Annotated in this window: 22 protein-coding genes and 3 pseudogenes; 20 read left to right on the plus strand and 5 right to left on the minus strand. The window is 67.3% G+C overall.

The window, feature by feature from the left end:
* Positions 1–63: 63 nt before the first annotated feature.
* The 5 genes and pseudogenes from G3N61_RS28380 (at position 64) to G3N61_RS28400 (ending at position 4733) form a co-directional block, all read left to right on the plus strand.
* Positions 64–1626, plus strand: coding sequence for a phospholipase D family protein (locus G3N61_RS28380; RefSeq protein ID WP_205824115.1), 1563 nt, complete (start codon positions 64–66; stop codon positions 1624–1626).
* A gap of 233 nt (positions 1627–1859) precedes the next feature.
* Positions 1860–2633 (plus strand): class II aldolase/adducin family protein, encoded by a 774-nt coding sequence (locus tag G3N61_RS28385; RefSeq protein WP_089451259.1) that lies wholly within the window; start codon positions 1860–1862, stop codon positions 2631–2633.
* Between the two features lie 368 nt (positions 2634–3001).
* Entirely contained in the window at positions 3002–3436 is a 435-nt protein-coding gene (locus G3N61_RS28390) for a CHRD domain-containing protein (RefSeq protein ID WP_043190550.1), read from the plus strand.
* 23 nt (positions 3437–3459) lie between these two features.
* Positions 3460–3633, plus strand: a pseudogene (locus G3N61_RS28395) (zinc ribbon domain-containing protein); the annotation flags it as partial.
* A 137-nt stretch (positions 3634–3770) separates the two neighbouring features.
* Positions 3771–4733 (plus strand): alpha/beta hydrolase, encoded by a 963-nt coding sequence (locus G3N61_RS28400; protein WP_205824116.1) that lies wholly within the window; start codon positions 3771–3773, stop codon positions 4731–4733.
* Here the strand turns inward: G3N61_RS28400 and G3N61_RS28405 are convergent.
* Complete coding sequence (locus tag G3N61_RS28405) at positions 4703–5545, minus strand: EcsC family protein (protein ID WP_043190554.1); 843 nt, start codon at positions 5543–5545, stop codon at positions 4703–4705. The two genes, G3N61_RS28400 and G3N61_RS28405, sit on opposite strands and share 31 nt — an antisense overlap.
* A 107-nt stretch (positions 5546–5652) precedes the next feature.
* Here G3N61_RS28405 and G3N61_RS28410 point away from each other — a divergent pair, with 107 nt between their 5' ends.
* Both G3N61_RS28410 and G3N61_RS28415 read left to right on the plus strand, forming a co-directional pair.
* Positions 5653–7248, plus strand: a complete 1596-nt coding sequence (locus G3N61_RS28410) for an MDR family MFS transporter (RefSeq protein ID WP_043190556.1) — start codon at positions 5653–5655, stop codon at positions 7246–7248.
* A gap of 26 nt (positions 7249–7274) precedes the next feature.
* Positions 7275–7721 (plus strand): MarR family transcriptional regulator, encoded by a 447-nt coding sequence (locus G3N61_RS28415; RefSeq protein WP_205824117.1) that lies wholly within the window; start codon positions 7275–7277, stop codon positions 7719–7721.
* 69 nt (positions 7722–7790) lie between these two features.
* Here the strand turns inward: G3N61_RS28415 and G3N61_RS28420 are convergent, their stop codons facing one another.
* A complete protein-coding gene (locus G3N61_RS28420; protein WP_039360134.1) occupies positions 7791–8372 on the minus strand; it encodes a DJ-1/PfpI family protein in 582 nt (193 codons plus the stop codon).
* 156 nt (positions 8373–8528) lie between these two features.
* Positions 8529–9809, minus strand: a complete 1281-nt coding sequence (locus G3N61_RS28425) for an amino acid deaminase (protein ID WP_043190560.1) — start codon at positions 9807–9809, stop codon at positions 8529–8531.
* A 119-nt stretch (positions 9810–9928) separates the two neighbouring features.
* Here G3N61_RS28425 and G3N61_RS28430 point away from each other — a divergent pair, with 119 nt between their 5' ends.
* From G3N61_RS28430 to G3N61_RS28445, 4 genes are all read left to right on the plus strand, one after another.
* The gene (locus tag G3N61_RS28430; protein ID WP_043190562.1) at positions 9929–10867 is read left to right on the plus strand and encodes a MurR/RpiR family transcriptional regulator; all 939 of its coding nucleotides are present in this window, start codon (positions 9929–9931) and stop codon (positions 10865–10867) included.
* A 2-nt stretch (positions 10868–10869) separates the two neighbouring features.
* Positions 10870–12351, plus strand: a complete 1482-nt coding sequence (locus G3N61_RS28435; RefSeq protein ID WP_043190565.1) for a D-aminoacylase — start codon at positions 10870–10872, stop codon at positions 12349–12351.
* A gap of 76 nt (positions 12352–12427) precedes the next feature.
* The gene (locus G3N61_RS28440) at positions 12428–12814 is read left to right on the plus strand and encodes a RidA family protein (RefSeq protein WP_011353171.1); all 387 of its coding nucleotides are present in this window, start codon (positions 12428–12430) and stop codon (positions 12812–12814) included.
* A 176-nt stretch (positions 12815–12990) separates the two neighbouring features.
* Positions 12991–13410: a VOC family protein gene (locus G3N61_RS28445; RefSeq protein WP_205824118.1), complete on the plus strand. Its 420-nt coding sequence runs from the start codon at positions 12991–12993 to the stop codon at positions 13408–13410.
* Positions 13411–13534: 124 nt separating this feature from the next.
* Here the strand turns inward: G3N61_RS28445 and queF are convergent, their stop codons facing one another.
* Both queF and ilvA read right to left on the minus strand, forming a co-directional pair.
* Complete coding sequence (queF, locus tag G3N61_RS28450) at positions 13535–14359, minus strand: NADPH-dependent 7-cyano-7-deazaguanine reductase QueF (RefSeq protein WP_175956303.1); 825 nt, start codon at positions 14357–14359, stop codon at positions 13535–13537.
* 11 nt (positions 14360–14370) lie between these two features.
* The gene (ilvA, locus tag G3N61_RS28455) at positions 14371–15894 is read right to left on the minus strand and encodes a threonine ammonia-lyase, biosynthetic (RefSeq protein ID WP_043190570.1); all 1524 of its coding nucleotides are present in this window, start codon (positions 15892–15894) and stop codon (positions 14371–14373) included.
* A gap of 573 nt (positions 15895–16467) precedes the next feature.
* Here ilvA and G3N61_RS28460 point away from each other — a divergent pair.
* The 9 genes and pseudogenes from G3N61_RS28460 to G3N61_RS28500 form a co-directional block, all read left to right on the plus strand.
* The gene (locus G3N61_RS28460; protein WP_205824119.1) at positions 16468–20493 is read left to right on the plus strand and encodes a DUF3683 domain-containing protein; all 4026 of its coding nucleotides are present in this window, start codon (positions 16468–16470) and stop codon (positions 20491–20493) included.
* Between the two features lie 85 nt (positions 20494–20578).
* The gene (locus G3N61_RS28465; protein ID WP_043190772.1) at positions 20579–21022 is read left to right on the plus strand and encodes an HIT family protein; all 444 of its coding nucleotides are present in this window, start codon (positions 20579–20581) and stop codon (positions 21020–21022) included.
* Positions 21019–21432: a DUF971 domain-containing protein gene (locus G3N61_RS28470; RefSeq protein WP_043190575.1), complete on the plus strand. Its 414-nt coding sequence runs from the start codon at positions 21019–21021 to the stop codon at positions 21430–21432. The genes G3N61_RS28465 and G3N61_RS28470 overlap by 4 nt, the downstream gene beginning before the upstream one ends.
* A gap of 53 nt (positions 21433–21485) precedes the next feature.
* Complete coding sequence (ubiE, locus tag G3N61_RS28475; protein WP_043190578.1) at positions 21486–22217, plus strand: bifunctional demethylmenaquinone methyltransferase/2-methoxy-6-polyprenyl-1,4-benzoquinol methylase UbiE; 732 nt, start codon at positions 21486–21488, stop codon at positions 22215–22217.
* Positions 22218–22258: 41 nt separating this feature from the next.
* Positions 22259–23293, plus strand: a complete 1035-nt coding sequence (locus G3N61_RS28480; protein ID WP_043190581.1) for a TIM44-like domain-containing protein — start codon at positions 22259–22261, stop codon at positions 23291–23293.
* Between the two features lie 164 nt (positions 23294–23457).
* Positions 23458–24084 carry an SCP2 sterol-binding domain-containing protein gene (locus G3N61_RS28485; RefSeq protein ID WP_006487883.1) on the plus strand — a complete coding sequence of 209 codons (627 nt, stop codon included), beginning with the start codon at positions 23458–23460 and terminating at the stop codon, positions 24082–24084.
* 13 nt (positions 24085–24097) lie between these two features.
* Entirely contained in the window at positions 24098–25675 is a 1578-nt protein-coding gene (gene ubiB, locus G3N61_RS28490) for a ubiquinone biosynthesis regulatory protein kinase UbiB (protein ID WP_043190583.1), read from the plus strand.
* 17 nt (positions 25676–25692) lie between these two features.
* A pseudogene (locus G3N61_RS28495) lies at positions 25693–26313 on the plus strand (SAM-dependent methyltransferase); the annotation flags it as partial.
* Positions 26297–26429: pseudogene (locus G3N61_RS28500) on the plus strand (MurR/RpiR family transcriptional regulator); the annotation flags it as partial. The pseudogenes G3N61_RS28495 and G3N61_RS28500, both read left to right, overlap by 17 nt.

A 26429-nucleotide genomic window follows, 5' to 3' on the forward strand; every position in this document is an offset into this window, starting at 1 on the left:
GCTTTGCCGGCGCTTTGCCCGGAAGCCGGCCCCGATCCCGTATAATCGATCGTTTCCGAATCCATGCCGCCGCGCGCCCCGCCAAGGGCGCCGGCGTTTGAAGCCGTCTTTGCCAGACTGTCCCCGCCCGCCACCGCGCTCGATCGCCCCGTGTCCCGTGCGCTGTCGCCCGACACCGCGACGCCGCTGCACGACGCGCTCGCCGCACCCGAAGCCGCCCATCCGGGCCAGTCGGGCTTCCGGCTGCTGGCCGACGGCGCGTCGGCGCTGCAGATGCGCATCGCACTCGCGCGGGCGGCGACGAAGACGCTCGACATGCAGTACTACATCGCGACCGAGGATACGACCGGCAAGCTGCTGCTCGGCGCGGCGCTGTACGCGGCCGATCGCGGCGTGCGCGTGCGGATGCTGGTCGACGATCTGAACTTCCGCGACATCGATCGCGTGATGGCCGCGCTGAACACGCACCCGAACATCGAGATCCGCGTGTTCAACCCGTTCGGCGCGTCGCAGCAGGGGATGGTCGAGCGCACGACCAACTTCTTCACGCGGATCGACAGCTTCACGCGCCGGATGCACAACAAGGCGATGATCGCGGACAACCAGATCGCGATCGTCGGCGGGCGCAATCTCGGCGACGAATACTTCAGCGCGAGTCCGACGCTGCAGTTCCGCGATCTCGACGTGCTCGCCGCGGGCCCCGTGACGAACGACGTCTCCGGAAGCTTCGACACCTACTGGGCGAGTGGCAGCAGCTATCCGCTGCGCGAGCTGAACCACCAGTCGTTCGACGCGAAGGACCTCGACGCGATGCGCGACGAGCTGCGCGCCCACTGGCGCAAGAACGCCGAGCCGTACAACGCGAAGCCGCTGAACGCGACGCCGCTCGCGCAGCAGATTGCACGCGACGAGCTCGGGCTCGTGTGGGCGCCGGCCGAATTCGAGGTCGACGCGCCGGACAAGGTCGCGCAGCCGACCGGCTACGTGAGCCCGCCGATGCAGCGGCTCGTCGAGCTGACGCGCCACGCGCAGCAGGAATTCCTCGCGTTCTCGCCGTACTTCGTGCCGCACGACGCGGGCGTGAAGATCCTCGGCGAGACGACCGCGCGCGGCGTGCGGGTCGCGATCCTGACGAATTCGCTCGCCGCGACCGATGCGGTGGCCGTGCAGGCCGGCTACGGGCCGTACCGCGTGCCGCTGCTGCAGCACGGCGTCGAGCTGTACGAGTTCAAGGCGGAGCCGGGCCGGCGGCGGGCGCGGCTGTTCGGCTCGCGTTCGCGCGCGAGCCTGCACGCGAAGGCGTACGTGATCGACCGGAAGATCCTCGTGATCGGCTCGATGAACCTCGATCCGCGCTCGGCGAACCTGAATACCGAGCTGGCGCTGGTGATCCACAGCCCGGCGCTCGCGCAGCAGGTCGCGACGATCTTCGCGCGCGTGACGCAGCCCGACGACAGCTATCGCGTGAGCCTTGTGACGCCGCCGGGCGGCGGCACGCCCGAACTGGAATGGACCGGCGTCGACGACGGCGTGCCGAGCACGTACCACGTCGATCCGCATGCGGGGCTGCTGCGCAACCTGATGACCGGCGTGTTCATGCTGCTGCCGGTCGACGATCAGCTGTAAAAGGGGCGGAAGCGGGCAGGGCGCTCCGGCAAAACCCGCGATACCGATGCGCGGGGAAAGGTGATATGGTTGTGCGCGCAACTATCGTTGCATCGTGAAGGTGCCGCCGGCAGCCGCATTCAAGGGTCCGGGCGGCCAGACGAACCGGGCCGCGATTTGATCCTGCGCGGCGCCAGGAGACAGGGCGCACGGCCGTACAGCCGCGCCATGCGCCCGCAACCGGAGCCTCCCCCATGCAACGTGTCCCGAACCAGCCGTTCACGCGTCCCGCGCGTTTCTCCGAAGCCGAATGGCAGGCGCGCGTGCAGCTCGCGGCGGCCTACCGCATCTTCGACCATCTCGGCTGGACCGAGCTGATCTACAACCATATCTCGCTGCGCGTGCCGGGCGAGGATGGACATTTCCTGATCAACCCGTTCGGGCTCCATTACCGCGAGGTGTGCGCGTCGAACCTCGTGAAGATCGACATCGACGGCAACGTGATCGGTCATTCCGACTGGCCGATCAACCCGGCCGGCTTCACGTTCCACAGCGCGATCCATGCGGCGCTGCCCGACGCGCACTGCGTGATGCACGTGCACACGACGCCGACGATGGCCGTGTGCTGTTCGCGCGACGGGCTGTCGTTCTCGAATTTCTATTCGGCGCAGCTGTACGGGAAGATCGCGTATCACGACTTCGAGGGCATCACCGTGCATCTCGAAGAGGGGCGGCGCATCGTCGAGAGCGCCGGCGGCCGGCCCGTGCTGCTGTTGCGCAATCATGGGCCCGTGACGATCGGCGCGACGCTCGCGCAGACGTTCTCGCTGATGTGGCTGCTCAATCGCGCGTGCGAGGTGCAGGTCGCCACGCATGCGATCGGCGATGCGCTGTCGATCGCGCCGCCCGTGCTCGAAGGGTGCGTGCGCGATTCGCTGAATTTCGATCCGAAGCATGGCGCGGGGCAGGACGCGTTCGATGCGCTGCAGCGTATCGTCGATCGCATCGATCCCGGCTATCGCGCGTGACGCGAAGCGGCGAGATCGCTTCGTCATGCTTGATACGGTGTGAGCCGGATCGATCCGGCGGCGCGCGCAAAAAAAACGCGGCCGGGCGGCCGCGTGAATACTCGCAGACTCCTTCGGACGAAGGAAACAAGCAACTGTGAGACGAAGTGTAGCGAAAGGCCGTGCGCGGATTCAGTCATCTGGCTGCAAAGGTCCATTCCAGGTTGACGCAGACTGACGCGTCGTGCGCCGCGCGAGATGGCCGGCCGTGCGCGCTGCGGCGATTCGCAGCATGGCCGTTCGGTGGATGCCCGGATCAGCGGCGATCGACTACCATCTTGTCTGACGCCCCCGCTCGGGCGGCGTACCACGTCGTACAAGGAGAGTCCATGCTCAAGCTGCGTTTGCTCCAGGTCGCGTTACTCGCGGGCGTGCTGGCCGCCGGCAGCGCCGCCGCCGAAACGGTGCGCCTGTCCGCCAATCTCCAGCCGTCGAGCGAAGTGCCGCCGACGGCGACCAAGGGCTCGGGCGACGTCGAGGCCACCTACGACACGGCCACGCACATGCTGCAGTGGAAGGTCACTTACGAACACCTCACGGGGCCGGCCACCGCCGCGCACTTCCACGGGCCCGCACCGGTCGGCCAGAACGCGGGCGTGCAGGTGCCGATTCCGAAGGACGAGCTGGCGAGCCCGATCAAGGGTTCGAAGGAGCTCACCGACGCGCAGGTCACCGACCTGATGGGCGGCAAGTGGTACTTCAACGTCCATACGAAGGACCACCCGGCCGGCGAGATCCGCGGCCAGGTGATGCCGGCGAACTGAGTGCCGGCGTTTGATCCGTGCGCGCCGAAAACCGGCAGACGCAGGCGGCATTCCGCTGTGTCGCGTGCGGTCATGAGGGCCATGCCGATGTGGTCGGTGCGATCGACATACTGGCGCGGGGGCACCGCGTTGCAGCCGGTGGAGAGCCGGTGCAGTCGGGCCGCTCCGTGAAGCAGGAACCCGCCGAGGCGGCCTGAGACAAGCATCATCGTTTCAAACGCGGTAGGAATCCCGAGCCTTCAGGCGCGGGAGGATGTCAAATAGAGGCACCTGTCGAGTGGTGCGGGAGCGATCGCACGTACCATCGTCACACTGCGATTACGGAGTGCGTCCGATGAGTTGGCAAAGCAAGTTCGCCTGCTGGCTGCTGCGCTGGCAGTTCCGTCCCGAGACTACGCGCGAGGTGCTCGATCCCGCCCGCGCACGGCGCTTTACCGACCTGCGGATGTACGTGCCGCGCCGTGCGCCATCGGGCTACCGGTTGCGCCAGTGCTATGGCCCGGGCGACGCGCCGCTGCGCGGCGAATGGCTCGAACGCACCGACTCGGTTGCAGGCCGCGGGTCCGGCCGCACGCTGCTGTACATCCACGGCGGCGGCTATTACTTCTGTTCGACGAGGACCCACCGGCCGCTCGTGTTCGGCCTGACGAAGCGTGCGGGCGTGCGCTCGTTCTCGCTCGACTACCGGCTGGCGCCGGAAAACCGCTTCCCGGCTGCGCTCGACGACGCATTGGCCGCGTACCGGCAACTGCTGGCGCTCGGCATCCCGCCCGAGTCGATCGTGCTCGGCGGCGATTCGGCGGGCGGCGGCCTCGCGCTCGCGACGCTCGTCGCGCTGCGCGACCGCGGCGAGCCGCTGCCGGCCGGCGCGATCCTGTTCTCGCCGTGGACCGACCTGGCCGCCACCGGCGCCACGCTGCGCACGAACGATGGCGCCGATCCGATGTTCGCGGGTGCGGCGTTGTCGAAGGCCGCGAAGCTGTACCTGGGCGACGAGCCGGGGACGAATCCGTACGCGTCGCCGCTCTACGCGGATTTCACGGGCCTGCCGCCGCTGTATATCCAGGTCGGCAGCACCGAGGTACTGCTCGACGATTCGCGCCGCGTCGCCGAGAAGGCGAAGGCGGCCGGCGTGGCGGTGGAGATCGAGGTGTGGCCGGACATGCCGCACGTGTGGCAGCTGTACACGCCGATGGTGCCGGAAGCGCGCGACGCGCTCGACCGCGCGGCCGCGTTCCTGCGCCGCGTCGCGGTCGAGCGTGCGGTTCAGCGTGCCGGCGAGGCGTCGATTGCCTGATAGGCGGCCTTGACGGCCACCGAGCCGTACTTGCGCTCGAGCCGGCGGACGGTGAAGTGGCCGTGCGCCATCTGCTGGAAATGGTCGATGAACAGCGTATTGACGGTCGCGCCGAGCACGGCGCCGATCGCCGGAATCGACTTCGCGGCCATCTGCTCGGTCACCTGCACCGAGAAGCGCGACGCCACCGTCTGCACGAGCTTGAATACGGCCGCCGAGCTGTGCGCGGCGATGCCCTTCGTCGTGATGTCCGACGACGCCTTCGAGATCGCCTGCGCGAGTGCGCCGCGCAGCACGAAATAGCCGAGATCGGCGTCCTCTTCCTGCTTGTCCGGGTTGCCACCCATGCCGAGCACGGCCAGGCATTGCAGCTGCGTATCGACCGAGCTCAGGTCTTCGCCCTCGCTGCGCGCGATGTCGCACACCGAGCGGAAGATCAGCGTGGTCGTGACCGGCAGTTCGACCGGCAGCGCGAGAAAGCCGAACGCTCCGCCCGCCGCGCCGGTCGTCGCGACCGCGAGCTTGTGCAGCAGGTTGCTCGGCTTGTCGGGCTCGGCGTCCGGCGCGGGCGGCTTGCCGAGCGTGCGCAGCGCGATGTTCAGGCACTTGCGCAGCGCGAGCTGCGTCGCATCGTTGATCTTGCCGGTCGCGAAATCCGGCAGCCGGGCGATCATTTTCTCGACCGGCGCGCCCAGCATGCCCGTCAGCTTCATCGTCAGCGACGGGCTTTCCAGCACCTGCTTCGCGCGCCACAGCGCGTCCCGATCCTCCTGCGACAGCGTGGTCGCGGGGGTAATTGAAATCGGTTCCATCATTCTCCTTGGCGGTCTGAGTGAGTTTGACCGTCGCCAGCCTAGATTACTCCGGCGTGCTAGAATTTTGAGATTGTTTGACTCGTCAAAAGTTGCGCCAACAAAAAATGGCCGTCCATACTGCCGCCCATCATTCGAGTGGGCAAGTCCTGCCGTTCCGCGAATCGCTGCTGGCGATGATCGGGATCTCATTTGTCACCATGCTCGTCGCGCTCGACCAGACCGTCGTCGGCACCGCGCTGCCGACCATCGTCGCCGAGCTCCGCGGGTTCGACCTGTACGCGTGGGTCGCGACCTCGTACCTGCTCAGTTCCGTGATCACGGTGCCGATCTTCGGCCGGCTCGGCGATTATTACGGCCGCAAGCCGTTCGTCATCGTGTCGATCGTCGTGTTCACCGGCGCGTCCGTGCTGTGCGGGATGGCGAACGACATGCTGATGCTCGTGCTCGCGCGCGGGCTGCAGGGGATCGGCGGCGGGATGCTGGTCGGCACCGCGTTCGCGTGCATTCCCGACCTGTTCCCCGATTCCGTCGTGCGGCTGCGCTGGCAGGTGCTGATGAGCTCCGCGTTCGGCATCGCGAACGCAGTCGGCCCGTCGCTCGGCGGCGTGCTGACCCAGTCGTTCGGCTGGCGCTCGGTGTTCTACGTGAACCTGCCGGTCGGCCTGCTGTCGCTGCTGTTCGTGTGGCGCTACCTGCCGCACCTGCGCCAGGTCGAGCACGATCGCAAGATGCGGCTCGACTGGCCGGGCGCGCTGTTGATCGCGCTGTCGCTCGGCGCGCTGCAACTGTTCGTCGAATGGCTGCCGAAGTACGGTGTCGCGAGCTGGGCGTCGCTGCTGCTCGTCGTCGCGGTCGCGGCCGGCTTCGGCCTGTGGCACTGGGAGCGGCGCTGCGCGCAGCCGATTTTGCCGTTCGACATGTTCGGCAACCGCGCGCTGTCGGCGCTCTTCGTGCTGGCGATCCTCGCCGGCTTCTCGATGTTCTCGCTGCTGTTCTACGCGCCGCTGCTGTTCCAGGGCGGGTTCGGGATGTCGCCGAAGGAGGCGGGGCTCGTGATCACGCCGCTCGTCGTGTTCATCACGATCGGCAGCATCATGAACGGCCGGGTCGTCACGCGCATCCGCAATCCGAACGCGATGCTGCACGTCGGCTTCGTGCTGTTCGCGATCACCTGCGCGGGCATCGTCGTGTCGACCCACACGACGCCGAAGTGGGTGCTGATGGCGCTGATGGTCGCGGGCGGCATCGGGCTCGGCTTCGTGCTGCCGAACCTCACCGTCTTCGCGCAGCAGACGGCCGGCCGCGAGCACCTCGGCATCGCGACCGCGCTGCTGCAGTCGCTGCGGATGGTCGGCGGGATGATCGGCACCGCGCTGACCGGCACGCTCGTCAACCAGATGTATTCGGGCGGCGTGCGCAATGCGCTGTCGGCCGACCACGCGATGCAGTGGCACGCGCAGCTCGCCGATCCGCAGATCCTGATCGATCGCGCGGCGCAGGGCGGCCTGGTCGCGGAGCTGACGCGTGCCGGGCATAATGGCGCGCTGCTGCTGGAAGCGGCCCGCGAATCGCTCGTCAGCGCGATTCACCTGGGCGTCGCGATGGCGGCCGTCGTCGCCGTCGTGTCGGTGTGGCAATGCCGCCGCGTGCCGCCCATCGCGCTGCGGCGCAAGATCGAACCGCATGTCGCGGCCGACTGAACGATTGAACGAGTAGAACTGAGCGCATGGAAGAACAGGACCGCGTCGCGATCTTGCAGCAATTCGGACGCACGTATCGCGCGTTCATGACCGCGTTCGAGGCGCAGGTCGGGCAGCCGATGCCGCGCTGGCGCATCATGGTCGCGTTGCACACGATGGGCGGGCATTCGTCGCAGAAGAAGCTCGTCGAAGTGCTGCGCGTCGATCCGGGCGCGCTTACGCGCCAGTTGAAGTCGCTCGACGCGCTCGGCTGGATCCAGCGTGAATCCGACGCACGCGACAATCGCGTGACCAACGTGACGCTGACGGACGAAGGCCGCGCCGCGTTCGACACGTGCCTGCCGCGCCGCAAGGCGTTTCTCGAGCAGACGATGGCGCAATTGCCGGACGACGTGCTGAATGCGCTGTCGGGCGCGCTGGCGATGCTGGAGTCGCGGATCGCGGACGTCGGCTCGACGCCGGCCGCGCGCTGAAGCGCGGGGCAGGGCGGCGCGAATACGCCGCCGGCCCGGCCCTTCATTTCATCTCAATTCCCTTCAGGTTCAAAGCTCGATGCGCGTGCCCAGCAGCACGAGGAACTGTGCGAGCCAGGCCGGATGCGCGGGCCAGGCGGGCGCGGTGACGAACGGTGCGTCGGTCACGGCCGCGTCGACCGGGATGTCCGCGTATTCGCCGCCCGCGAGCTTCACCTCGGGCGCGCACGCCGGGTAGGCCGAGATGCGCTTGCCGCGGATCACGTCGGCCGCCGCGAGCAGTTGCGCCGCGTGGCAGATCGCGGCGATCGGCTTGCCGGCTTCGGCGAACTCGCGCACGAGCGAGATCACCTTCGGATCGAGTCGCAGGTATTCGGGAGCACGGCCGCCCGCGATCGCGAGCGCGTCGTAGCGCGATGCGTCGACATCGTCGAACGCCGCGTTCAGCGTGAACTGGTGGCCGGGCTTCTCGGTGTAGGTCTGGTCGCCCTCGAAATCGTGGATCGCGGTCTTGATCTTGTCGCCCGCGCGCTTGCCCGGGCAGACTGCATCGACGTGGTGGCCGACGGCCTGCAGCGCCTGGAACGGCACCATCGTTTCGTAGTCTTCGGCGAAATCGCCGGTCAGGAACAGGATCTTCTTCGCGGCCATGGCTTTCTCCAGTGGAGCTGCGTTGAGGGCCCGCGCGACAGGCGAATGCAACGCCCGCCTGGGGCCCCGAGGACGAAAGCGCAGTGTACTCCGGCCGCTTGAAGCGCGCGTGACGGCCGCCCCGCGCGAGCGGCGGGGCGGTGCGTGCGCGGTGCGTCAGAAGAAGGTTTCGACGACTTCCGTCACGCTGAACTGCGGATCGAGCACGAGCACCTGGCGCCACTTGTCGAACGTCAGGCACGGGTGCGAGATGTCGAACGCGACCATGTCGCCGACCTTCACGTCCGCGCCCGGCGGGATCTGCAGGTACGCGTGCTGGTCCATCATCCCGGTGACGGCCCAGCCTTCGGCGGCGGCGACGTCGCGCGGTGCCGTGTCGCGGCCCGGGCGGAAGTGGCGCGCCGGCTCCGGCAGCCCCGCGTCGAACGCCGCGTCGCGCTTGCCGAGCGCGACGATCGCGCGATCGGCCTCCGGCACCGACTGCACGTACGCCCACAGCTGCAGCGCGGGCAGCAGCCCTTCGCCCATCGTGCGTGCGATCGGGTTGCGCGCGAACACGTCGGTTTGCGCCTTCTTGTAGATCCCGACATCGTGCGTCAGGTAGCAGCCCGGACGCAGCACGACTTCCGCGAAGCCGGCGTTGGACGCCTTCGCGAATTCTTCCGCGACCACGTCGTACCAGGCCGAACCGGCACCGGACAGGATCGCCGGCGTACGCGCGAAGCGGCCTGCTTCGGCGAGCTCGCGCGTGAGCGCGACCGCTTCCTGCAGGAACGTGCGGATCTCGCCTTCCTCCTTCAGCACGCCTTCGTAGAGTTCGATACCGGCCAGCTTCAGCGTGTCCGGATAGCGCGCGATCGCGGCGAGCACGGCCTCGCGCTGCGCGGCATCGCGCACGCCCGCGCGGCCGCCCGGCACGCCGAGCTCGAGCAGCACGTTCAGCGGCTTCTTCAATGCGCCGAAGAAGCGGCCGAGCTGGTCGACGCTCTCCGCCGAATCGACGAGACAGAAGAATTCGAAATCGGGATCGGACAGCAGCCCGGCGATGATCGTCATGTTCTGGCGGCCGACCAGCTGGTTCGCGAGCAGCACGCGCCGCACGCCGCCGTGATACGCGGCCTGCGTCTGGTGCGCGGTCGCGAGCGTGATGCCCCACGCGCCGGCGTCGAGCTGGCGGCGGAACAGTTGCGGCGCCATCGTCGTCTTGCCGTGCGGCGCAAACTTGACGCCGTACTTCTGGACAAATGCCTGCATCCAGTTCAGGTTGTGTTCGATGCGATCCTCGTAAAGCACGGCGGCCGGCAGGCTGACGTCTTCCGCGAGCAGGTTCCACTCGAGTCGGCCTGCGTCGCCGAGCGGCACGCTCGCGCTCGGCAGATTGCCGAGGCCCTTGCCGAACGGATCGATCGTCGCTTCCTGATAGTTTGTAACTTTCATGTCATCCCGCTCCATCATCACTATGCATTGCACTGAAGTTGACACGCCGATGGTACAGAAAGTAGCATCGGCGCGGTGATGTTATTTAGTAACATCGAGCTTCGCACCCTTTTCCGCAGATGAATACGCCCGCTCCCCCGTCCGCTCCGCTCGCCGCCGAGCGCCATCCGGCTCCGGCTGCTCCGCCGGTCCTCGACATCGTCGCGCGGATCGCCGAATGCGCGCCCGAGCTGCGCGAAGCCGAGCGCAAGGTCGCCGCGTTCATCCTCGCCGATCTGGCGCGCGCCGCGCATGCGAGCATCGGCGCGCTCGCGCGCGATGCGGAGGTCAGCGTCGCGACGGTCACGCGTTTCGCGAAGGCCGTCGGCTGCCGCGACGTGCGCGAACTGAAGGTGCTGGTCGCGCAGGCGGCGGCCGTCGGCCAGCGCTTCCTGGTGCCGTCCGACGAGACGCCGGCAGACGACACGAGCCCCGCGTCGATGGTCTACGACGAGATCCGCGTGGCGCTCGCGCACAACCATCAGTTGCTGCGCAATACGTCGTTCGAGGAAGCGGCCGACCTGCTCGCCAGCGCGAAGATGACCTACGTGTACGGGCAGGGCGGCGGCTCGACCGCACTCGCCGACGAGCTGCGCTTCCGGCTCGTGCGCTTCGGCCGGCCGGTCGCGAGCTATCAGGACAGCGTGCTGCAGCGGATGGTGGCCGCGACGCTGTCGCGCGATACCGTCGTGGTCGCGCTGTCGGTGAGCGGGCGCGTGCCCGAGCTGCTCGAGAGCTGCCGGCTCGCGAAGCGCTACGGCGCGAAGCTGATCGCGATCACCGCGCCGGCGTCGCCGCTCGCGAAGCTGGCCGACCACCTGATCCCGGTCGTCGCGTTCGAAACCGATTTCATTTACAAGCCGTCGACATCGCGCTACGCGATGATGATGGCGATCGACGTGCTCGTCACCGGAGTCGCATTGCGGCTCGGCGATGCGGGCCGAGAATCGCTGCGCCGTATCAAGCACGCGCTCGATGCGCACCGCGGCGGCGGAGACCGTCAACCGGTAGGAGACTGACCATGCATTCGCATCCCGAAGCCGCCGATACGCTGATCGTCGGCGCGCAGCTTTACGACGGTACCGGCGCGCCGCCCGTCACGCGCGACGTCGCGATCCGCAACGGCGTGATCGCGGCGATCGGCAACCTGTCGAACTGGCTGGCCGAGAACGTCGTCGATGCGAACGGCCGCGCGCTCGCGCCGGGTTTCGTCGACGTGCACACGCACGACGACACGCACGTGATCCGCGCGCCGCAGATGATCCCGAAGATCTCGCAGGGCGTGACGACCGTGATCGTCGGCAACTGCGGGATCAGCGCGTCGCCAGTGACGCTCGCGGGCGATCCGCCCGACCCGATGAACCTGCTCGGCGAGCGCGGTGCGTTCCTGTACCCGACCTTCGCCGACTACGTCGCGGCCGTGAACGACGCGCGTCCGGCCGTGAATGTCGCGGCGCTCGTCGGCCACACGGCGCTGCGCAACAACCAGATGGACCGCCTCGACCGCGCGGCGACCGACGACGAGATCGCCGGCATGCGCGTGCAGCTCGAGGAGGCGCTCGCGAACGGCGCGCTTGGCCTGTCGTCGGGCCTCGCGTACGGCTCCGCGTTCGCGGCGCCGACTGAGGAGGTGATGGCGCTCGCCGAGCCGCTTGCGAACGCGGGCGCGCTGTACACCACGCACATGCGCACCGAGTTCGACGCGATCCTCGACGCGATGGAAGAGGCGTACCAGGTCGGCCGCCATGCGCGCGTGCCGGTCGTGATCTCGCACCTGAAGTGCGCGGGCCCGTCGAACTGGGGGCGCAGCACCGAAGTGCTCGCGTCGCTCGAAGGCGCGCGCCGCTACCAGCCGGTCGGTTGCGACTGCTATCCGTACAGCCGCAGCTCGTCGACGCTCGACATGAAGCAGGTGACGGGCGACATCGACATCACGATCACGTGGTCGGAGCCGCACCCGGAAGTGGCCGGCAAGCTGCTGAAGGCGATCGCGGCCGAGTGGGGCGTGACCGAGCAGGAAGCCGCGCAGCGCATCCGCCCGGCGGGCGCGGTGTACCACAACATGTCCGAGGACGACGTGCGCCGGATCCTGTCGCATCCCGCGACGATGGTCGGCTCCGACGGCCTGCCGAACGATCCGCTGCCGCACCCGCGGCTGTGGGGCGCGTTCCCGCGCGTGCTCGGCCATTACGTGCGCGACACGAACCTGCTGCCGCTCGAGGAGGCGATCCGCAAGATGACGTCGCTGTCCGCGCGCCGCTACGGGATCGCGCGACGCGGCGAGGTGCACGTGGGCTACCACGCGGATCTCGTGCTGTTCGACCCGGCGATCGTGATCGACGCCGCGACGTTCGAGAAGCCGCAGCAGCCCGCGCACGGGATCGACGCCGTGTGGGTGAACGGCGTGCTCACTTATGAAAACGGCCAGCCGACCGGCGAGCGCGCCGGCGGCTTCGTCGCGCGCGGCGAGCGCGTGCCGGCGAGTGCCGACGCCGCGTTCTGAACGCGGTGGTTGTTCCGATCTGCCGCGCGCGCCATCGTCGGCGCGCGCATCCGTAACCGAAACAAGGAGTGAAACGATGAAGCGATATGGCGTAGGCGAAGCGAAGGGGACCGGCGGCCAGGTGATGCCGTTCGCACGCGCGGTCGAGGCTGACGGCTGGCTGTACGTGTCGGGCCAGACGCCGATGGTGAACGGCGAGGTCGTCGAAGGCGGCATCGTCACGCAGTCGAAGCAGACGATCGAGAACGTGATCGCGATCCTGAAGGAAGCCGGCTACGGCCTCGAGCACGTCGTGCGCTGCGGCGTGTGGCTCGACGACGCGCGCGATTTCGCGTCGTTCAACAAGGTGTTCATCTCGTACTTCGGCGAGCATCCGCCGGCACGCGCGTGCGTGCAGTCGAGCATGGTCATCGACTGCAAGGTCGAGGTTGACTGCATCGCGTACAAGGCGCCGGCAAAGTAACGCCGCCACGGCGAGCCGCTACGCAACGGGCCCGGCGCATTCATGTGCGTCGGGCCCGTTTTTTTCATGTGCCGGCCACGGGTCGACCGGCGGGCGGTGTTCCCAAAGCGGCAACCGCCGCAACGCATCCGATTCGTTCAGGTAATGTGCCGCATGACCATACGGAGATGACATGCATGGAATGGGCTGCGCTGGTGCCGGAGCTGATCTGCTCGGACCTTGCCGGAAGCATTCGCTTCTATCGTGACGTGCTGGGATTCCGGATTCGCTTCGAGCGCCCGGAAGACGGCTTCGCCTATCTTGAATTCGGGCGGGCCCAGCTGATGCTCGAGCAGTACAGCCCGGAGGGCTGGCTGACCGGCCCGCTGGAGCCGCCGTTCGGGCGCGGGATCAATCTGCAGATCGAGGTCGATGCGCTCGACCCCATCCTCGACCGGATTCGCGCCGCGGGCGTGACGCTGTTCGTCGAACCGCGCACGTCCTGGTATCGGGAGGACGAGATCGAACATGGCCAGGTCGAGATGCTGGTGCAGGATCCCGACGGCTACCTGTTGCGCCTGGTGGAGATTCTCCCGGAGCGGCCGGTGAGCGGGTGAGGGTCGTTCGCGCGTTTCCGCGCAATGAAAAACAGCCCGGCTGGTTGATTCCGGCCGGGCTGTTTTTGTCCGGGGTGGCGGCTGCGCGTTGCCCACTGCAACCCGCGGCGGCCGCCCGCCGCCGTCACTGCCGCGCGTTGCGCGCGTTGTCCGGCATCGGCTGGTTGTAGTTGGTGCGGAACGGGTTGATGTCGAGCCCGCCGCGGCGCGTATAGCGCGCATACACCGCGAGCTTTACCGGTTTGCACGCATGCAGGATGTCGAGGAAGATCCGCTCGACGCACTGCTCGTGAAAGCCCGTGTGATTGCGGAACGAGATGATGTAGCGCAGCAGGCCCGCGTGATCGATCTGCGGCCCGACGTAGTGGATCTGCACGCTGCCCCAGTCCGGCTGGCCGGTGACCGGGCAGTTCGAGCGCAGCAGGTCGGACACGAGCGTCTCCTCGACCGGCGCTTCGTCCTCGGCGGCCGACAGCAGCGACGGGTCGGGTTCGTACACGTCGGTGTCGAGGTCGAGCCGGTCGAGCGACAGCCCGTCGAGTTCGTCCATTTCGAGCTTGCCGAAATCGTGCGGCGACACCAGCTGCACGGAGACGGTCGCGCCGCACGCGGCCGAGACGTCGCGCTTCAGCGTGTCGCGCACCGCGTCGATCGAGTCGAATTTCGTTTGCGCGAACGAGCCGAGATACAGCTTGAACGACTTCGATTCGACGATGTTCGGCGATTCGGCCGGCACGTAGAAGGTCGCCACCGCGATCTGCGGCTTGCCGCGCGCGTTGAGCCACGACAGCTCGTAGGCGTTCCAGATGTCGGTGCCGAAGAACGGCAGCGCCGACGTGATGCCGAGCTGTTCGCGCGCGCCGGCGCGCGGGATCGGGAACAGCAGCGACGCGTCGTACTGGGCGGCGTAGACGGTGGCCTTGCCGAGCGGGGAATGTTCGGGATTCATGCGTGACGCCTTTACGACAGGAAGAGGCGGTAAGCCGGGTTGGCGCTTTCCTCGACATACGGATAGCCGAGTGCCGCGAGGAAGCGTTCGAATTCGGCGCGATCGGCCTGCGGCACCTGCAGCCCGACGAGGATCGAGCTGTAGTCCGCGCCCTGGTTGCGGTAGTGGAACAGGCTGATGTTCCAGTCCGGCGCCATCGACGACAGGAACTTCATCAGCGCGCCCGGCCGTTCCGGGAATTCGAAACGGAACAGGCGCTCGTCGAGCGCGAGCGGCGAACGGCCACCCACCATGTAGCGGATGTGTTCCTTCGACAGTTCGTCGTGCGTCAGGTCGACGGACTTGAAGCCGTGCGATTCGAAATTCGCGGCGATCTCGGCCGATTCGCCGCGGCGCTTGATCTGCACGCCGACGAAGATGTGCGCGGCCTGCGCATCGGCGATCCGGTAGTTGAACTCGGTGACGTTGCGGTCGCCGACCAGCGAGCAGAAGCGCTTGAAGCTGCCGCGCTCCTCGGGGATCGTGACCGCGAACACGGCTTCGCGCGCTTCACCCACTTCCGCGCGCTCGGCGACGAAGCGCATCCGGTCGAAGTTCATGTTTGCGCCGGACGTGACCGCGACGAGCGTCTGGTTCTCGATGCCTTCGCGTTCCGCGTAGAGCTTCGCGCCGGCGACCGCGAGCGCGCCGGACGGTTCGAGCACGCTGCGCGTGTCCTGGAACACGTCCTTGATCGCCGCGCACAGTGCGTCGGTGTTGACCGTCACGACGCCGTCGAGATATTCACTGCAGAGCCGGAAGGTTTCTTCGCCGACCAGCTTCACGGCGGTGCCGTCCGCGAACAGGCCGACCTCGCTCAGCTCGACGCGCTTGCCCGCGCTGAGCGACTGCGCCATCGCGCACGAGTCCTCGGCCTGCACGCCGATCACCTTGATCTCCGGGCGCACCGCCTTCACGTAGGCCGCAACGCCAGACGCGAGCCCGCCGCCGCCGATCGGCACGAAGATCGCGTGGATCGGGCCCTGATGCTGGCGCAGGATTTCCATCGCGATCGTGCCCTGGCCGGCGATCACGTACGGATCGTCGAACGGGTGGACGAACGTGAGACTGCGCTCTTCCTGCACCTTGACCGCATGCGCATACGCGTCGCTGTACGACTCGCCGGCCTGGATCACCTCGACGCTCGGGCCGCCGTGCGCGCGCACCGCATCGACCTTCACCTGCGGCGTCGTAATGGGCACGACGATCACGGCCTTGACGCCCATCCGGGCCGCCGAGAACGCGACACCCTGTGCGTGATTGCCGGCCGACGCCGTAATCACACCGCGCGCGAGCGCGTCCGCCGGAATGTGCGCCATCTTGTTGTACGCGCCGCGCAGCTTGAACGAGAACACCGGCTGGTTGTCCTCGCGCTTCAGGTAGACGGCGTTGCGCAGCCGGGCCGACAGGTTGCGGGCGGATTCGAGTTCCGTCTCGATCGCGACGTCGTAGACGCGCGCGGTGAGGATTTTCTTCAGGTAATCGTGGGATGCCATGGGCGCTCGCGTGCAGTGCGGAAGCAGACGGTAAAAGATCAATGATAGCGCCAAGGGTCCGCCCGCATGCAAGCGGCATGCCGAGCGCGCGCTTGGCGGGCCGTACGGGCGGTGCGTCGGCGAGCTTGCGCGGCTTTTTTACCGGTTTAACTGCACGGTTACCGACCGGACGGACGGCGAATGGTCGCACGAAATCGCGCCGAGCCCCGCCTGGCGCGGCTCGCGGCGATAGCCCCACGACCTGTCCGACGTGTCACGCGTGGCCCGATCATGGGTTAGAATTCCGTTTTGAATCAAGGATCGGAAGATGCAGAGGCACCCTCGGATCGCCCCGTTGAAGCCGACGCCGCGCGCAGCCACCCCCGCGGCGGAGCGGCATGCGCGCCGCGCGCGATCGTGCTGATGGTTCCGAGTGCCGCCAGGCCCTGTCGCCGGCCAGGAGGGGCGAGTCGCCCGCTCCGGCCCCATGAAGGACAGCCGCGCGCCTGGTAACAGAACAGATTTCCCCAAGATTGCGCCTACGCGCTTGCCGACGCCCGTGCACGGTGTATCGGCCCTCCGAGTCGTCCGAACATGAACGCACCACAAGTTTTCGATCCGCATGGCGCGGCTGCTGCCGTCGCCGCCGACCCCGCGCCCCGCTTGCGCGAGATTCCCTACAACTACACGTCCTTCTCGGATCGCGAGATCGTGATCCGCCTGCTCGGCGAAGAGGCGTGGTCGGTGCTCGACGAGTTGCGCGCCGAGCGCCGCACGGGCCGCTCGGCACGGATGCTGTATGAAGTGCTCGGCGACATCTGGGTCGTGCGCCGCAACCCGTACCTGCAGGACGACCTGCTCGACAACCCGAAGCGCCGCGCGCTGCTGATCGAGGCGCTGAACCACCGCCTGACCGAAATCGGCAAGCGCCGCAGCGCGGACCTCACCGCGCACCGCGACGACGCGGGCCGCGAACGCGCGGTGCGCGTCGAGATGCTCGAAACCGCCGCGCAGCGCGCGGTCAACGAGTTCGCCGACGAATTCGAGAAGATGGCCGACCTGCGCCGCCGCGCGACCAAGGCACTCGGCCGCTGCACGCAGAAGGACAACATCCGCTTCGACGGGCTGTCGCGCGTGTCGCATGTGACCGACGCGACCGACTGGCGCGTCGAATACCCGTTCGTCGTGCTGACCCCCGATACCGAAGCCGAGATCGCGGGGCTGATCAAGGCCTGCTTCGAGCTCGGGCTGACCGTGATCCCGCGTGGCGGCGGTACCGGCTACACGGGCGGCGCGGTGCCGCTCACGCCGTTCTCGGCGGTGATCAACACCGAAAAACTGGAACAACTCGGCGCGGTCGAGCTGACCGAGCTGCCGGGCGTCGCGCACAAGGTGCCGACGATCTTCTCCGGCGCGGGCGTCGTCACGCGCCGCGTGACCGAGGCGGCGGAAGCGGCCGGCTACGTGTTCGCGGTCGATCCGACCTCGCTCGACGCATCGTGCATCGGCGGCAACGTCGCGATGAACGCGGGCGGCAAGAAGGCCGTGCTGTGGGGCACCGCGCTCGACAACCTGGCCTGGTGGCGGATGGTCGACCCGGACGGCAACTGGCTCGAAGTCACGCGCCACGAGCACAACCAGGGCAAGATCCACGACATCGCGGTCGCGCGTTTCGAGCTGAAGTGGTTCGACGGCGCGTACGCGCCGGGCGAGAAGCTGCTGAAGAGCGAGATGCTCGAGATCGAAGGCCGCCGGTTCCGCAAGGAAGGCCTCGGCAAGGACGTGACCGACAAGTTCCTCGCGGGCCTGCCGGGCGTGCAGAAGGAAGGCTGCGACGGGCTCATCACGTCCGCGCGCTGGGTGCTGCACAAGATGCCCGCGCACACGCGCACCGTCTGTCTCGAGTTCTTCGGCCAGGCGCGCGAAGCGATCCCGAGCATCGTCGAGATCAAGGATTACCTGTTCGAAACGTCGAAGCAGGGCGGCGCGATCCTCGCGGGCCTCGAGCACCTCGACGAGCGCTATCTGCGCGCGGTCGGCTACGCGACCAAGAGCAAGCGCAACGCATTCCCCAAGATGGTGCTGATCGGCGACATCGTCGGCGACGATGCCGATGCGGTCGCGCACGCGACGTCCGAAGTGATCCGGATGGCGAACGGCAAGAGCGGCGAAGGCTTCGTCGCGGTCAGCGCGGAGGCGCGCAAGCGCTTCTGGCTCGACCGCAGCCGCACGGCCGCGATCGCGAAGCACACGAACGCGTTCAAGATCAACGAAGACGTCGTGATCCCGCTGAACCGGATGGGCGAGTACACCGACGGCATCGAGCGAATCAACATCGAGCTGTCGCTGAAGAACAAGCTGCAGCTCGTCGACGCGCTGGAAGCGTTTTTCCGCGCCGGCAACCTGCCGCTCGGCAAGACCGACGACGCGAACGAGATCCCGAGCGCCGAACTGCTCGAAGACCGTGTCCAGCAGGCGCTGGAACTGCTCAGCCGCGTGCGCGCCCGCTGGGAATTCGTGCGCGACCGGCTCGACCAGCCGTTGCGCGAGGCGCAGCACTACCTCGTGCAGCTCGGTTACGAGGCGCTCGCCGAGAAGTTCGCGGACCGCGCCGACGAGCAGCCGGGCGCGACCGTGTTCCACATCACGCAGGACCGCACGGTGCGGATCTCGTGGAAGCAGGAGATCCGCGCGGAACTGCGCGCGATCTTCAACGGCGGCGCGTTCAAGCAGATCCTCGACGAGGCGCAGGCGATCCACAAGCAGGTGCTGCGCGGCCGCGTGTTCGTCGCGCTGCACATGCACGCGGGCGACGGCAACGTCCACACCAACCTGCCGGTCAACTCCGACAACTACGAGATGCTGCAGGACGCCCACGCGGCGGTCGCACGCATCATGACGCTCGCGCGCTCGCTCGACGGCGTGATTTCCGGCGAGCACGGCATCGGCATCACGAAGCTCGAGTTCCTGACCGACGACGAGATCGCCGAATTCCGCGCGTACAAGCAGCGGGTCGACCCGAACGGCCGCTTCAACAAGGGCAAGCTGCTCGAAGGCGCCGATCTTCGCAACGCGTATACGCCGAGCTTCGGGCTGATGGGGTACGAGTCGCTGATCATGAAGCAGTCCGACATCGGCGCGATCGCCGATTCGGTGAAGGACTGCCTGCGCTGCGGCAAGTGCAAGCCGGTGTGCGCGACGCACGTGCCGCGCGCGAACCTGCTGTACAGCCCGCGCAACAAGATTCTCGCGACGTCGCTGCTGGTCGAGGCGTTCCTGTACGAAGAACAGACGCGCCGCGGCGTGTCGATCAAGCACTGGGACGAGTTCAACGACGTGGCCGACCACTGCACGGTGTGCCACAAGTGCGCGACGCCGTGCCCGGTGAAGATCGACTTCGGCGACGTCACGATGAACATGCGCAACCTGTTGCGCAAGATGGGCAAGAAGAAGTTCAACGCCGGCAATGCGGCGGGCATGTTCTTCCTGAACGCGACCAACCCGCAGACGATCAACGTCGCGCGCAGCGTGATGATGGGCGCCGGCTACAAGGTGCAGCGCTTCGCGAACGACATGCTGAAGAAGGTCGTGACGAAGCAGACGCAGCACCCGCCGGCCACGGTCGGCAAGCCGCCGGTGGTCGAGCAGGTGATCCACTTCGTCAACAAGAAGATGCCGGGCAACCTGCCGAAGAAGACGGCGCGCGCGCTGCTCGACATCGAGGACAACAAGATCGTGCCGATCATCCGCAACCCGAAGTCGACCACCGTCGATTCGGAAGCGGTGTTCTACTTCCCGGGCTGCGGCTCCGAGCGCCTGTTCTCGCAGGTCGGCCTCGCGACGCAGGCGATGCTGTGGGAAGCCGGCGTGCAGACCGTGCTGCCGCCGGGCTATCTGTGCTGCGGCTATCCGCAGCGCGGCTCGGGCCAGTACGACAAGGCCGAGAAGATCGTCACCGACAACCGCGTGCTGTTCCACCGGGTCGCGAACACGCTGAACTACCTCGACATCAAGACGGTGGTCGTGTCGTGCGGTACCTGCTACGACCAGCTCGCGGGCTACGAATTCGACAAGATCTTCCCGGGCTGCCGGATCATCGACATCCACGAGTTCCTGCTTGAGAAGGGGATGAAGCTGGATGGCGTGTCGGGCACGCGCTACATGTATCACGACCCGTGCCACACGCCGATCAAGACGATGGACCCGGTGAAGCTCGTCAACGAGCTGATGGGCTCGGAGAAGGACGGCTACAAGATCGAGAAGAACGAGCGTTGCTGCGGTGAATCGGGCACGCTCGCGGTCACGCGTCCGGACATCTCGACGCAGGTTCGCTTCCGCAAGGAAGAGGAGATCCGCAAGGGTGCCGCGAAGCTGCGCAGCATCCCGGTCGTGGCCGGCAACGCGCCGGTGCCGGCCGCCGCGGCCGCGAACGGCCCGGACGTGAAGATCCTGACCAGCTGCCCGTCGTGCCTGCAGGGCCTGTCGCGCTACAGCGAGGATGCGAACCTCGAAGCCGACTACATCGTGGTCGAAATCGCGCGTCAGGTACTCGGCGAGAACTGGATGGCCGATTATGTCGCACGTGCGAACAATGGCGGGATCGAGCGCGTGCTGGTCTAATGCGGGCATGACGACCGCCCGACCGGGCCAGGAATGAGCGGGCGCCGGCGCAGCAATGCCGGCGCCCGTCCACATGGGAGCGACGATGGAATGCGTGTTTTGCCGTGAAGACGGCGGCGAGGTGCTCTGGCGGGACGATGCGGTGCGCGTCGTCCTCGCGACGGGCGAGCACGAGTATCCGGGCTTCTGCCGGGTGATCTGGGGCGCGCACGTGGCCGAGTTCTCCGATCTCGGCGAGCCCGAGCGGGCACATCTTATGCGCGTGGTCTACGCGGTCGAGCGGGCCGTGCGCCGCGTGATGCAGCCGAACAAGGTGAATCTCGCGAGCCTCGGCAACATGGTGCCGCACGTGCACTGGCACGTGATTCCGCGCTTTTCCAACGACGCCCATTTTCCGCAGCCCGTATGGGCGCCGCGCCAGCGCAGCGTGTCCGAGGCGCTGCTGCGCACGCGCGCCGCGCAGGCCTCGCTGCTGCACAATGCGGTGCGCGAGGAAATTCAACGCATGACCGATTCGAGGCAGCCATGAGCGGTTTGACTTCCACGACGCCGATTCCGTCCGGCGTCGTCGTGCACGCGGTGTCGCGCGTGCTCGAATTGCAGTACCCGAACGGCGACAGTTTCCGGATTCCGTTCGAGCTGATGCGCGTGTATTCGCCGTCGGCCGAGGTGCGCGGCCACGGGCCCGGCCAGGAAACGCTGCAGACCGGCAAGCGCGAGGTGACGATCACCGCGCTCGAGGGCGTCGGCAACTACGCGCTGCAGCCGACCTTCTCCGACGGCCATTCGACCGGCATCTACTCGTGGGATCTGCTGTACGAGCTGGCCACGCAGCAGGACGCGCTGTGGCGCGACTATTTCGACAAACTGAAGGCGGCGGGCGTCGAGCGCGATGCCCCGATGCCGGCGGCGGGTGCGTCGCACGGCCACTGCCACTGAAATTCGACGGCGCCCGCTTGGCGCCGTCTTGCCATTTACTGAGGATCAACGCGATGAGCAAAACCCACTTCGGCTTCGAAAGCGTCGAGGAAAACGAAAAAGCGAAGAAAGTGGCGGGTGTGTTCCATTCGGTTGCGAGCAACTACGATCTGATGAACGACCTGATGTCGGCGGGCATGCACCGTGCGTGGAAGGCGTTCACGATCGCGCAGGCGAACGTGCGCCCCGGCTTCAAGGTGCTCGACATCGCGGCCGGCACCGGCGACCTGACCAAGTCGTTCAAGAAAGCGGCCGGGCCGACGGGCGAGGTCTGGCACACGGACATCAACGAATCGATGCTGCGCGTCGGCCGCGACCGGCTGCTCGACAAGGGCATCGTGACGCCGTCGCTGCTGTGCGACGCGGAGAAAATTCCCTTTCCGGACAACTACTTCGATGTGGTCACGGTCGCGTTCGGGCTGCGCAACATGACGCACAAGGATGCCGCGCTGGCCGAGATGCGCCGCGTGACGAAGCCCGGCGGCCGCGTGATGGTGCTGGAATTCTCGAAAGTCTGGGATCCGCTGAAAAAAGCGTACGATCTGTATTCTTTCAAAGTATTACCGTGGCTTGGCGACAAGTTCGCGAAAGATGCTGAAAGTTACCGGTATCTTGCTGAATCTATCCGGATGCACCCCGACCAGGACACGCTGAAGACGATGATGGAACAAGCGGGCCTCGATGCCGTCAAATATTACAATTTGTCAGGTGGCGTGGTAGCTTTACACATGGGAGCCAAGTACTAAGGGGCTCTTCCCATACATTTGTCTTACATCTGGAGAAATTGATGTTCGAATCGCGTTCGTTGTTCAACCGTAGCAAGCCGTCGAAGCCGTGGGCTCGACGGGTCGGCACGCTGCTGATGGTCGGCCTGCTCACGGCCGGCACGTTCGCATCGCTCGACGCCGAAGCCAAGCGCATGGGCGGCGGGCGCAGCATCGGCCGCCAGAACTCCACCGTCACGCAGCGCCAAGCCACGCCGCCCGCGCAGCAGCCGATGCAGCAGGCCGCGCCGTCGCAGGCGCAGCGTGCGAACCCGGCCGCTCCGGCGCCGGCCGCGCAGCCCAACCGCTCGCGCTGGCTCGGGCCGATCGCCGGCCTCGCGGCGGGTCTCGGCATCGCGGCGCTGCTGTCGCACTTCGGCATGGGCGGCGCGTTCGCCAGCATGATGGCGAACGTCATCGTGATCGCGCTGCTCGCGGCGGTCGGTATCTGGCTGATCCGCAAGTTCATGAACCGCCGTCGTCCGCAGGAGCCGGCATACTCGGTCGGCGGCTCGGCGTCGTCGTCGGGCGGCTACTCGCAAAGCCCGTCGTTCCAGCAGGGCAACACCGGCAGCAACTACGCGGGCAGCGGCAGCAACTACGCGAACGAAGCGCAAGGCGTGTTCGGCGGCGGTGCCGCGGCCGCCGGCGCGGCGGCGGCGGGTGCGGCAGCACCGCTCCAGGTGCCGGCCGGCTTCGACACCGAAGCGTTCCTGCGCAGCTCGAAGGTCTATTTCGTGCGCCTGCAGGCCGCGTGGGACCAGGGCAACCTGGCCGACATCCGCGAGTTCACGACGCCCGAAATGTTCGCCGAGATCAAGATCGACCTCGATTCGCGCGGCAACGAGTCGAACCAGACCGACGTCGTGCAGCTCGACGCGGAACTGGTCGCGATCGAGGATCGCGGCATCGAGCAGTCGGCGAGCGTGCGCTTCCACGGCCTGATCCGCGAATCGGCGAGTGCGTCGGCCGCGCCGTTCGACGAGGTGTGGAACCTGTCGAAGTCGGGCAGTCAGGGCTGGCTGCTCGCGGGCATCCAGCAGATCAACACGCACTGAGCGTGACCGGCGGCCCACGCCGCCGGACACCCGGGCAACGGCCGCCGTACTGCGACCGCTTGCCGCCCGGGTGTGCGGTCAGCCACGGTCTGCCGACGATCCGACGTTACAATAGAAACCCGCGTGGGCGCCCGGCCTGCGCGGGTTTTTTCTTTCCCAGTCCGATGACCTTTGCCGCCAAGCCTTTTGCTGCTGCCGTCAATCACCTGCTCGCCCGCGAATCGTGGGCGCGCGACCGCCTGATTCCGTATGCGGGCAAGACAGCCCGGATCGACGTGCCTCCCGTTACGCTCACGCTGCTGGTGCAGCCCGACGGCTATCTGTCGGCCGTCGACGCGCACGATGCGCAACAGGTCGACGTGTCGATCGCGCTCGCCGGCGACACGGTCGCCGCGTTCCTGCAGGGCGGCCAGGCGGCCGTGATGAAGCACGTGAAGATCGAGGGCGACGCGGAGTTCGCGACGCAGATCGCGAAGCTGGCCGAGCACCTGCGCTGGGAACCTGAAGAAGATCTCGCGAAGCTGGTCGGCGACGCGGCGGCATACCGGATCGCGACGGTCGTGCGCGACGCCGGTGCACGCGCGCGACGCACCGGCCGCAACGTGCTCGATTCCGTCGCCGAATACTGGCTCGACGAGAACCCGCAAGTCGTCCGGCGCGCGTCGCTCGGCGGCTTCGACGCCGAACTGGCGCGCGCACGCGATGCGCTCGCACGGGTCGAAAAGCGGGTCGAGCGACTCGAACAAAAAATCGGCGCGCGCACGGGTTCCGGCCCGCGCGGCGCGCACTGAGGGGCCGCAGGGCATGCGCATTTTCCGTTTCATCAAGATTGTCTACACCGTCATCCGCTTTGGTCTCGACGAAGTGATGCTGTCCCGGATCGACGACCGGCGCGTGAAGCTGCTGCTGCGGATCACGACGATCGGCCGCCGTTATTCCGATCCGCCTGCCGTGCGGCTGCGCCACGCGCTCGAAAGCCTCGGCCCGATCTTCGTGAAGTTCGGCCAGGTGCTGTCGACGCGCCGCGACCTGCTGTCGGTCGATTTCGCGAACGAACTCGCGAAGCTGCAGGACCAGGTGCCGCCGTTCGATTCGGCGGTCGCGATCGGGATCATCGAGAAGTCGCTCGGTGCGCCGGTCGACGAGCTGTTCGACGAATTCGAGCGCGAGCCGATCGCGAGCGCGTCGATCGCGCAGGTGCATTTCGCGAAGCTCAAGCAGGGCCAGCATGCGGGCAAGGCCGTGGCCGTCAAGGTGCTGCGCCCGAACATGCTGTCCGTGATCGATTCCGACCTCGCGCTGATGCGCGACATCGCGATCTGGACCGAGCGCATGTGGGCAGACGGCCGGCGCCTGAAGCCGCGCGAAGTCGTCGCCGAATTCGACAAGTACCTGCACGACGAGCTCGACCTGATGCGCGAGGCCGCCAACGGCAGCCAGCTGCGCCGCAATTTCGCGGGCCTCGACCTGCTGCTCGTGCCCGAGATGTTCTGGGATTTCTCGACGTCGCAGGTGCTCGTGATGGAGCGCATGACCGGCGTGCCGATCAGCCAGGTCGAGACGCTGCGTTCCGCCGGCGTCGACATCAAGAAGCTCGCGCGCGAAGGCGTCGAGATCTTCTTCACGCAGGTGTTCCGCGACGGCTTTTTCCACGCGGACATGCACCCGGGCAACATCCAGGTGAGCCTCGATCCGAACACGTTCGGCCGCTACGTCGCGCTCGATTTCGGGATCGTCGGCGCGCTGTCCGATTTCGACAAGAACTACCTCGCGCAGAACTTCCTCGCGTTCTTCAAGCGCGACTACCACCGCGTCGCGACGCTCCACCTCGAATCGGGCTGGGTGCCGCCCGAAACGCGCGTCGAGGAGCTCGAAAGCGCGATCCGCGCGGTGTGCGAGCCGTATTTCGACCGTGCGCTGAAGGACATCTCGCTCGGCCAGGTGCTGATGCGCCTGTTCTCGACGTCGCGCCGCTTCAACGTCGAGATCCAGCCGCAGCTCGTGCTGCTGCAGAAGACGATGCTGAACGTCGAGGGGCTCGGCCGCTCGCTCGACCCCGAGCTGGACCTGTGGAAAACCGCGAAGCCGTACCTCGAGCGCTGGATGACCGAGCAGATCGGCCTGCGCGGCTGGTACGAGCGCTTCAAGGTCGAAGCGCCGCAGTGGAGCAAGACGCTGCCGCAACTGCCGCGCCTGATCCATCACGCGATGGCGGCGCGCCATGACGCGCCGCGCGCGGCGAGCGAGGACCTGATGCGGCAGATCCTCGTCGAGCAGAAGCGGACGAACCGGCTGATGCAGGCGCTGCTGATCTTCGGCCTCGCCGTCGGCGTCGGGGCGCTCGTTGCGCGCGTGCTGCTCGCGCTCGCGTACGGCACATGATCGAAAGGAGCAGGGCGATGTCCGATCCGAAGCAACCCGTCACACCGGCAGCCGCCGATTTCACGACGCGCGATCCCGGCGACGCATCGTTCTGGGACGAGCGTTTCGAGCGTGGCATGACGCCGTGGGAATTCGGTGGCGTGCCGGATGGTTTCCGTGTGTTCGCGCACCGGCTCGAGCCGTGCGCGGTGCTGATTCCCGGCTGCGGCAGTGCGCAGGAGGCCGGGTGGCTCGCGCAGGCCGGCTGGCCCGTGCGGGCGATCGATTTCGCCGCGCAGGCGGTGGTTGCCGCGAAGGCGCAGCTCGGCGCGCATGCGGGCGTCGTCGAGCAGGCCGATTTCTTTGCGTACCGGCCGCCGTTCGACGTGCAGTGGGTGTACGAGCGCGCGTTCCTGTGCGCGCTGCCGCCGGCCATGCGCGCCGGCTATGCGGCGCGCATGGCCGAGTTGCTGCCAACGGACGGCTTGCTGGCCGGCTATTTCTTCCTGACGGCGAAACCGAAGGGGCCGCCGTTCGGAATCGAGCGTGCCGAACTCGATGCGCTGCTCGCACCGCACTTCGAGCTGATCGAGGATTTGCCCGTGACCGATTCGCTGCCCGTGTTCGAAGGGCACGAGCGCTGGCTCACGTGGCGCCGCATGGATCGACGCGGTCTTCGACCAGGCCGTCGCGAACATCGAGAACACGCGCGCGCAACTGGACGCGGCCGATGTCGAAACCGCGGTCGAGGCGATCGTCGGCGCGCGGCGCGTGC

The organism is Burkholderia sp. Ac-20349 (assembly GCF_017104865.1).
Lineage (GTDB): Bacteria > Pseudomonadota > Gammaproteobacteria > Burkholderiales > Burkholderiaceae > Burkholderia > Burkholderia aenigmatica.

Excerpts from the sequence above, each read along its gene's own strand:
- G3N61_RS28380 (WP_205824115.1), top strand. The coding sequence starts at position 64 with ATGCCGCCGCGCGCCCCGCCAAGGGCGCCGGCGTTTGAAGCCGTCTTT.
- G3N61_RS28385 (WP_089451259.1), top strand. The coding sequence starts at position 1,860 with ATGCAACGTGTCCCGAACCAGCCGTTCACGCGTCCCGCGCGTTTCTCC.
- G3N61_RS28390 (WP_043190550.1), top strand. The coding sequence starts at position 3,002 with ATGCTCAAGCTGCGTTTGCTCCAGGTCGCGTTACTCGCGGGCGTGCTG.
- G3N61_RS28400 (WP_205824116.1), top strand. The coding sequence starts at position 3,771 with ATGAGTTGGCAAAGCAAGTTCGCCTGCTGGCTGCTGCGCTGGCAGTTC.
- G3N61_RS28405 (WP_043190554.1), bottom strand. The coding sequence starts at position 5,545 with ATGGAACCGATTTCAATTACCCCCGCGACCACGCTGTCGCAGGAGGAT.
- G3N61_RS28410 (WP_043190556.1), top strand. The coding sequence starts at position 5,653 with ATGGCCGTCCATACTGCCGCCCATCATTCGAGTGGGCAAGTCCTGCCG.
- G3N61_RS28415 (WP_205824117.1), top strand. The coding sequence starts at position 7,275 with ATGGAAGAACAGGACCGCGTCGCGATCTTGCAGCAATTCGGACGCACG.
- G3N61_RS28420 (WP_039360134.1), bottom strand. The coding sequence starts at position 8,372 with ATGGCCGCGAAGAAGATCCTGTTCCTGACCGGCGATTTCGCCGAAGAC.
- G3N61_RS28425 (WP_043190560.1), bottom strand. The coding sequence starts at position 9,809 with ATGAAAGTTACAAACTATCAGGAAGCGACGATCGATCCGTTCGGCAAG.
- G3N61_RS28430 (WP_043190562.1), top strand. The coding sequence starts at position 9,929 with ATGAATACGCCCGCTCCCCCGTCCGCTCCGCTCGCCGCCGAGCGCCAT.
- G3N61_RS28435 (WP_043190565.1), top strand. The coding sequence starts at position 10,870 with ATGCATTCGCATCCCGAAGCCGCCGATACGCTGATCGTCGGCGCGCAG.
- G3N61_RS28440 (WP_011353171.1), top strand. The coding sequence starts at position 12,428 with ATGAAGCGATATGGCGTAGGCGAAGCGAAGGGGACCGGCGGCCAGGTG.
- G3N61_RS28445 (WP_205824118.1), top strand. The coding sequence starts at position 12,991 with ATGGAATGGGCTGCGCTGGTGCCGGAGCTGATCTGCTCGGACCTTGCC.
- queF (WP_175956303.1), bottom strand. The coding sequence starts at position 14,359 with ATGAATCCCGAACATTCCCCGCTCGGCAAGGCCACCGTCTACGCCGCC.
- ilvA (WP_043190570.1), bottom strand. The coding sequence starts at position 15,894 with ATGGCATCCCACGATTACCTGAAGAAAATCCTCACCGCGCGCGTCTAC.
- G3N61_RS28460 (WP_205824119.1), top strand. The coding sequence starts at position 16,468 with ATGAACGCACCACAAGTTTTCGATCCGCATGGCGCGGCTGCTGCCGTC.
- G3N61_RS28465 (WP_043190772.1), top strand. The coding sequence starts at position 20,579 with ATGGAATGCGTGTTTTGCCGTGAAGACGGCGGCGAGGTGCTCTGGCGG.
- G3N61_RS28470 (WP_043190575.1), top strand. The coding sequence starts at position 21,019 with ATGAGCGGTTTGACTTCCACGACGCCGATTCCGTCCGGCGTCGTCGTG.
- ubiE (WP_043190578.1), top strand. The coding sequence starts at position 21,486 with ATGAGCAAAACCCACTTCGGCTTCGAAAGCGTCGAGGAAAACGAAAAA.
- G3N61_RS28480 (WP_043190581.1), top strand. The coding sequence starts at position 22,259 with ATGTTCGAATCGCGTTCGTTGTTCAACCGTAGCAAGCCGTCGAAGCCG.
- G3N61_RS28485 (WP_006487883.1), top strand. The coding sequence starts at position 23,458 with ATGACCTTTGCCGCCAAGCCTTTTGCTGCTGCCGTCAATCACCTGCTC.
- ubiB (WP_043190583.1), top strand. The coding sequence starts at position 24,098 with ATGCGCATTTTCCGTTTCATCAAGATTGTCTACACCGTCATCCGCTTT.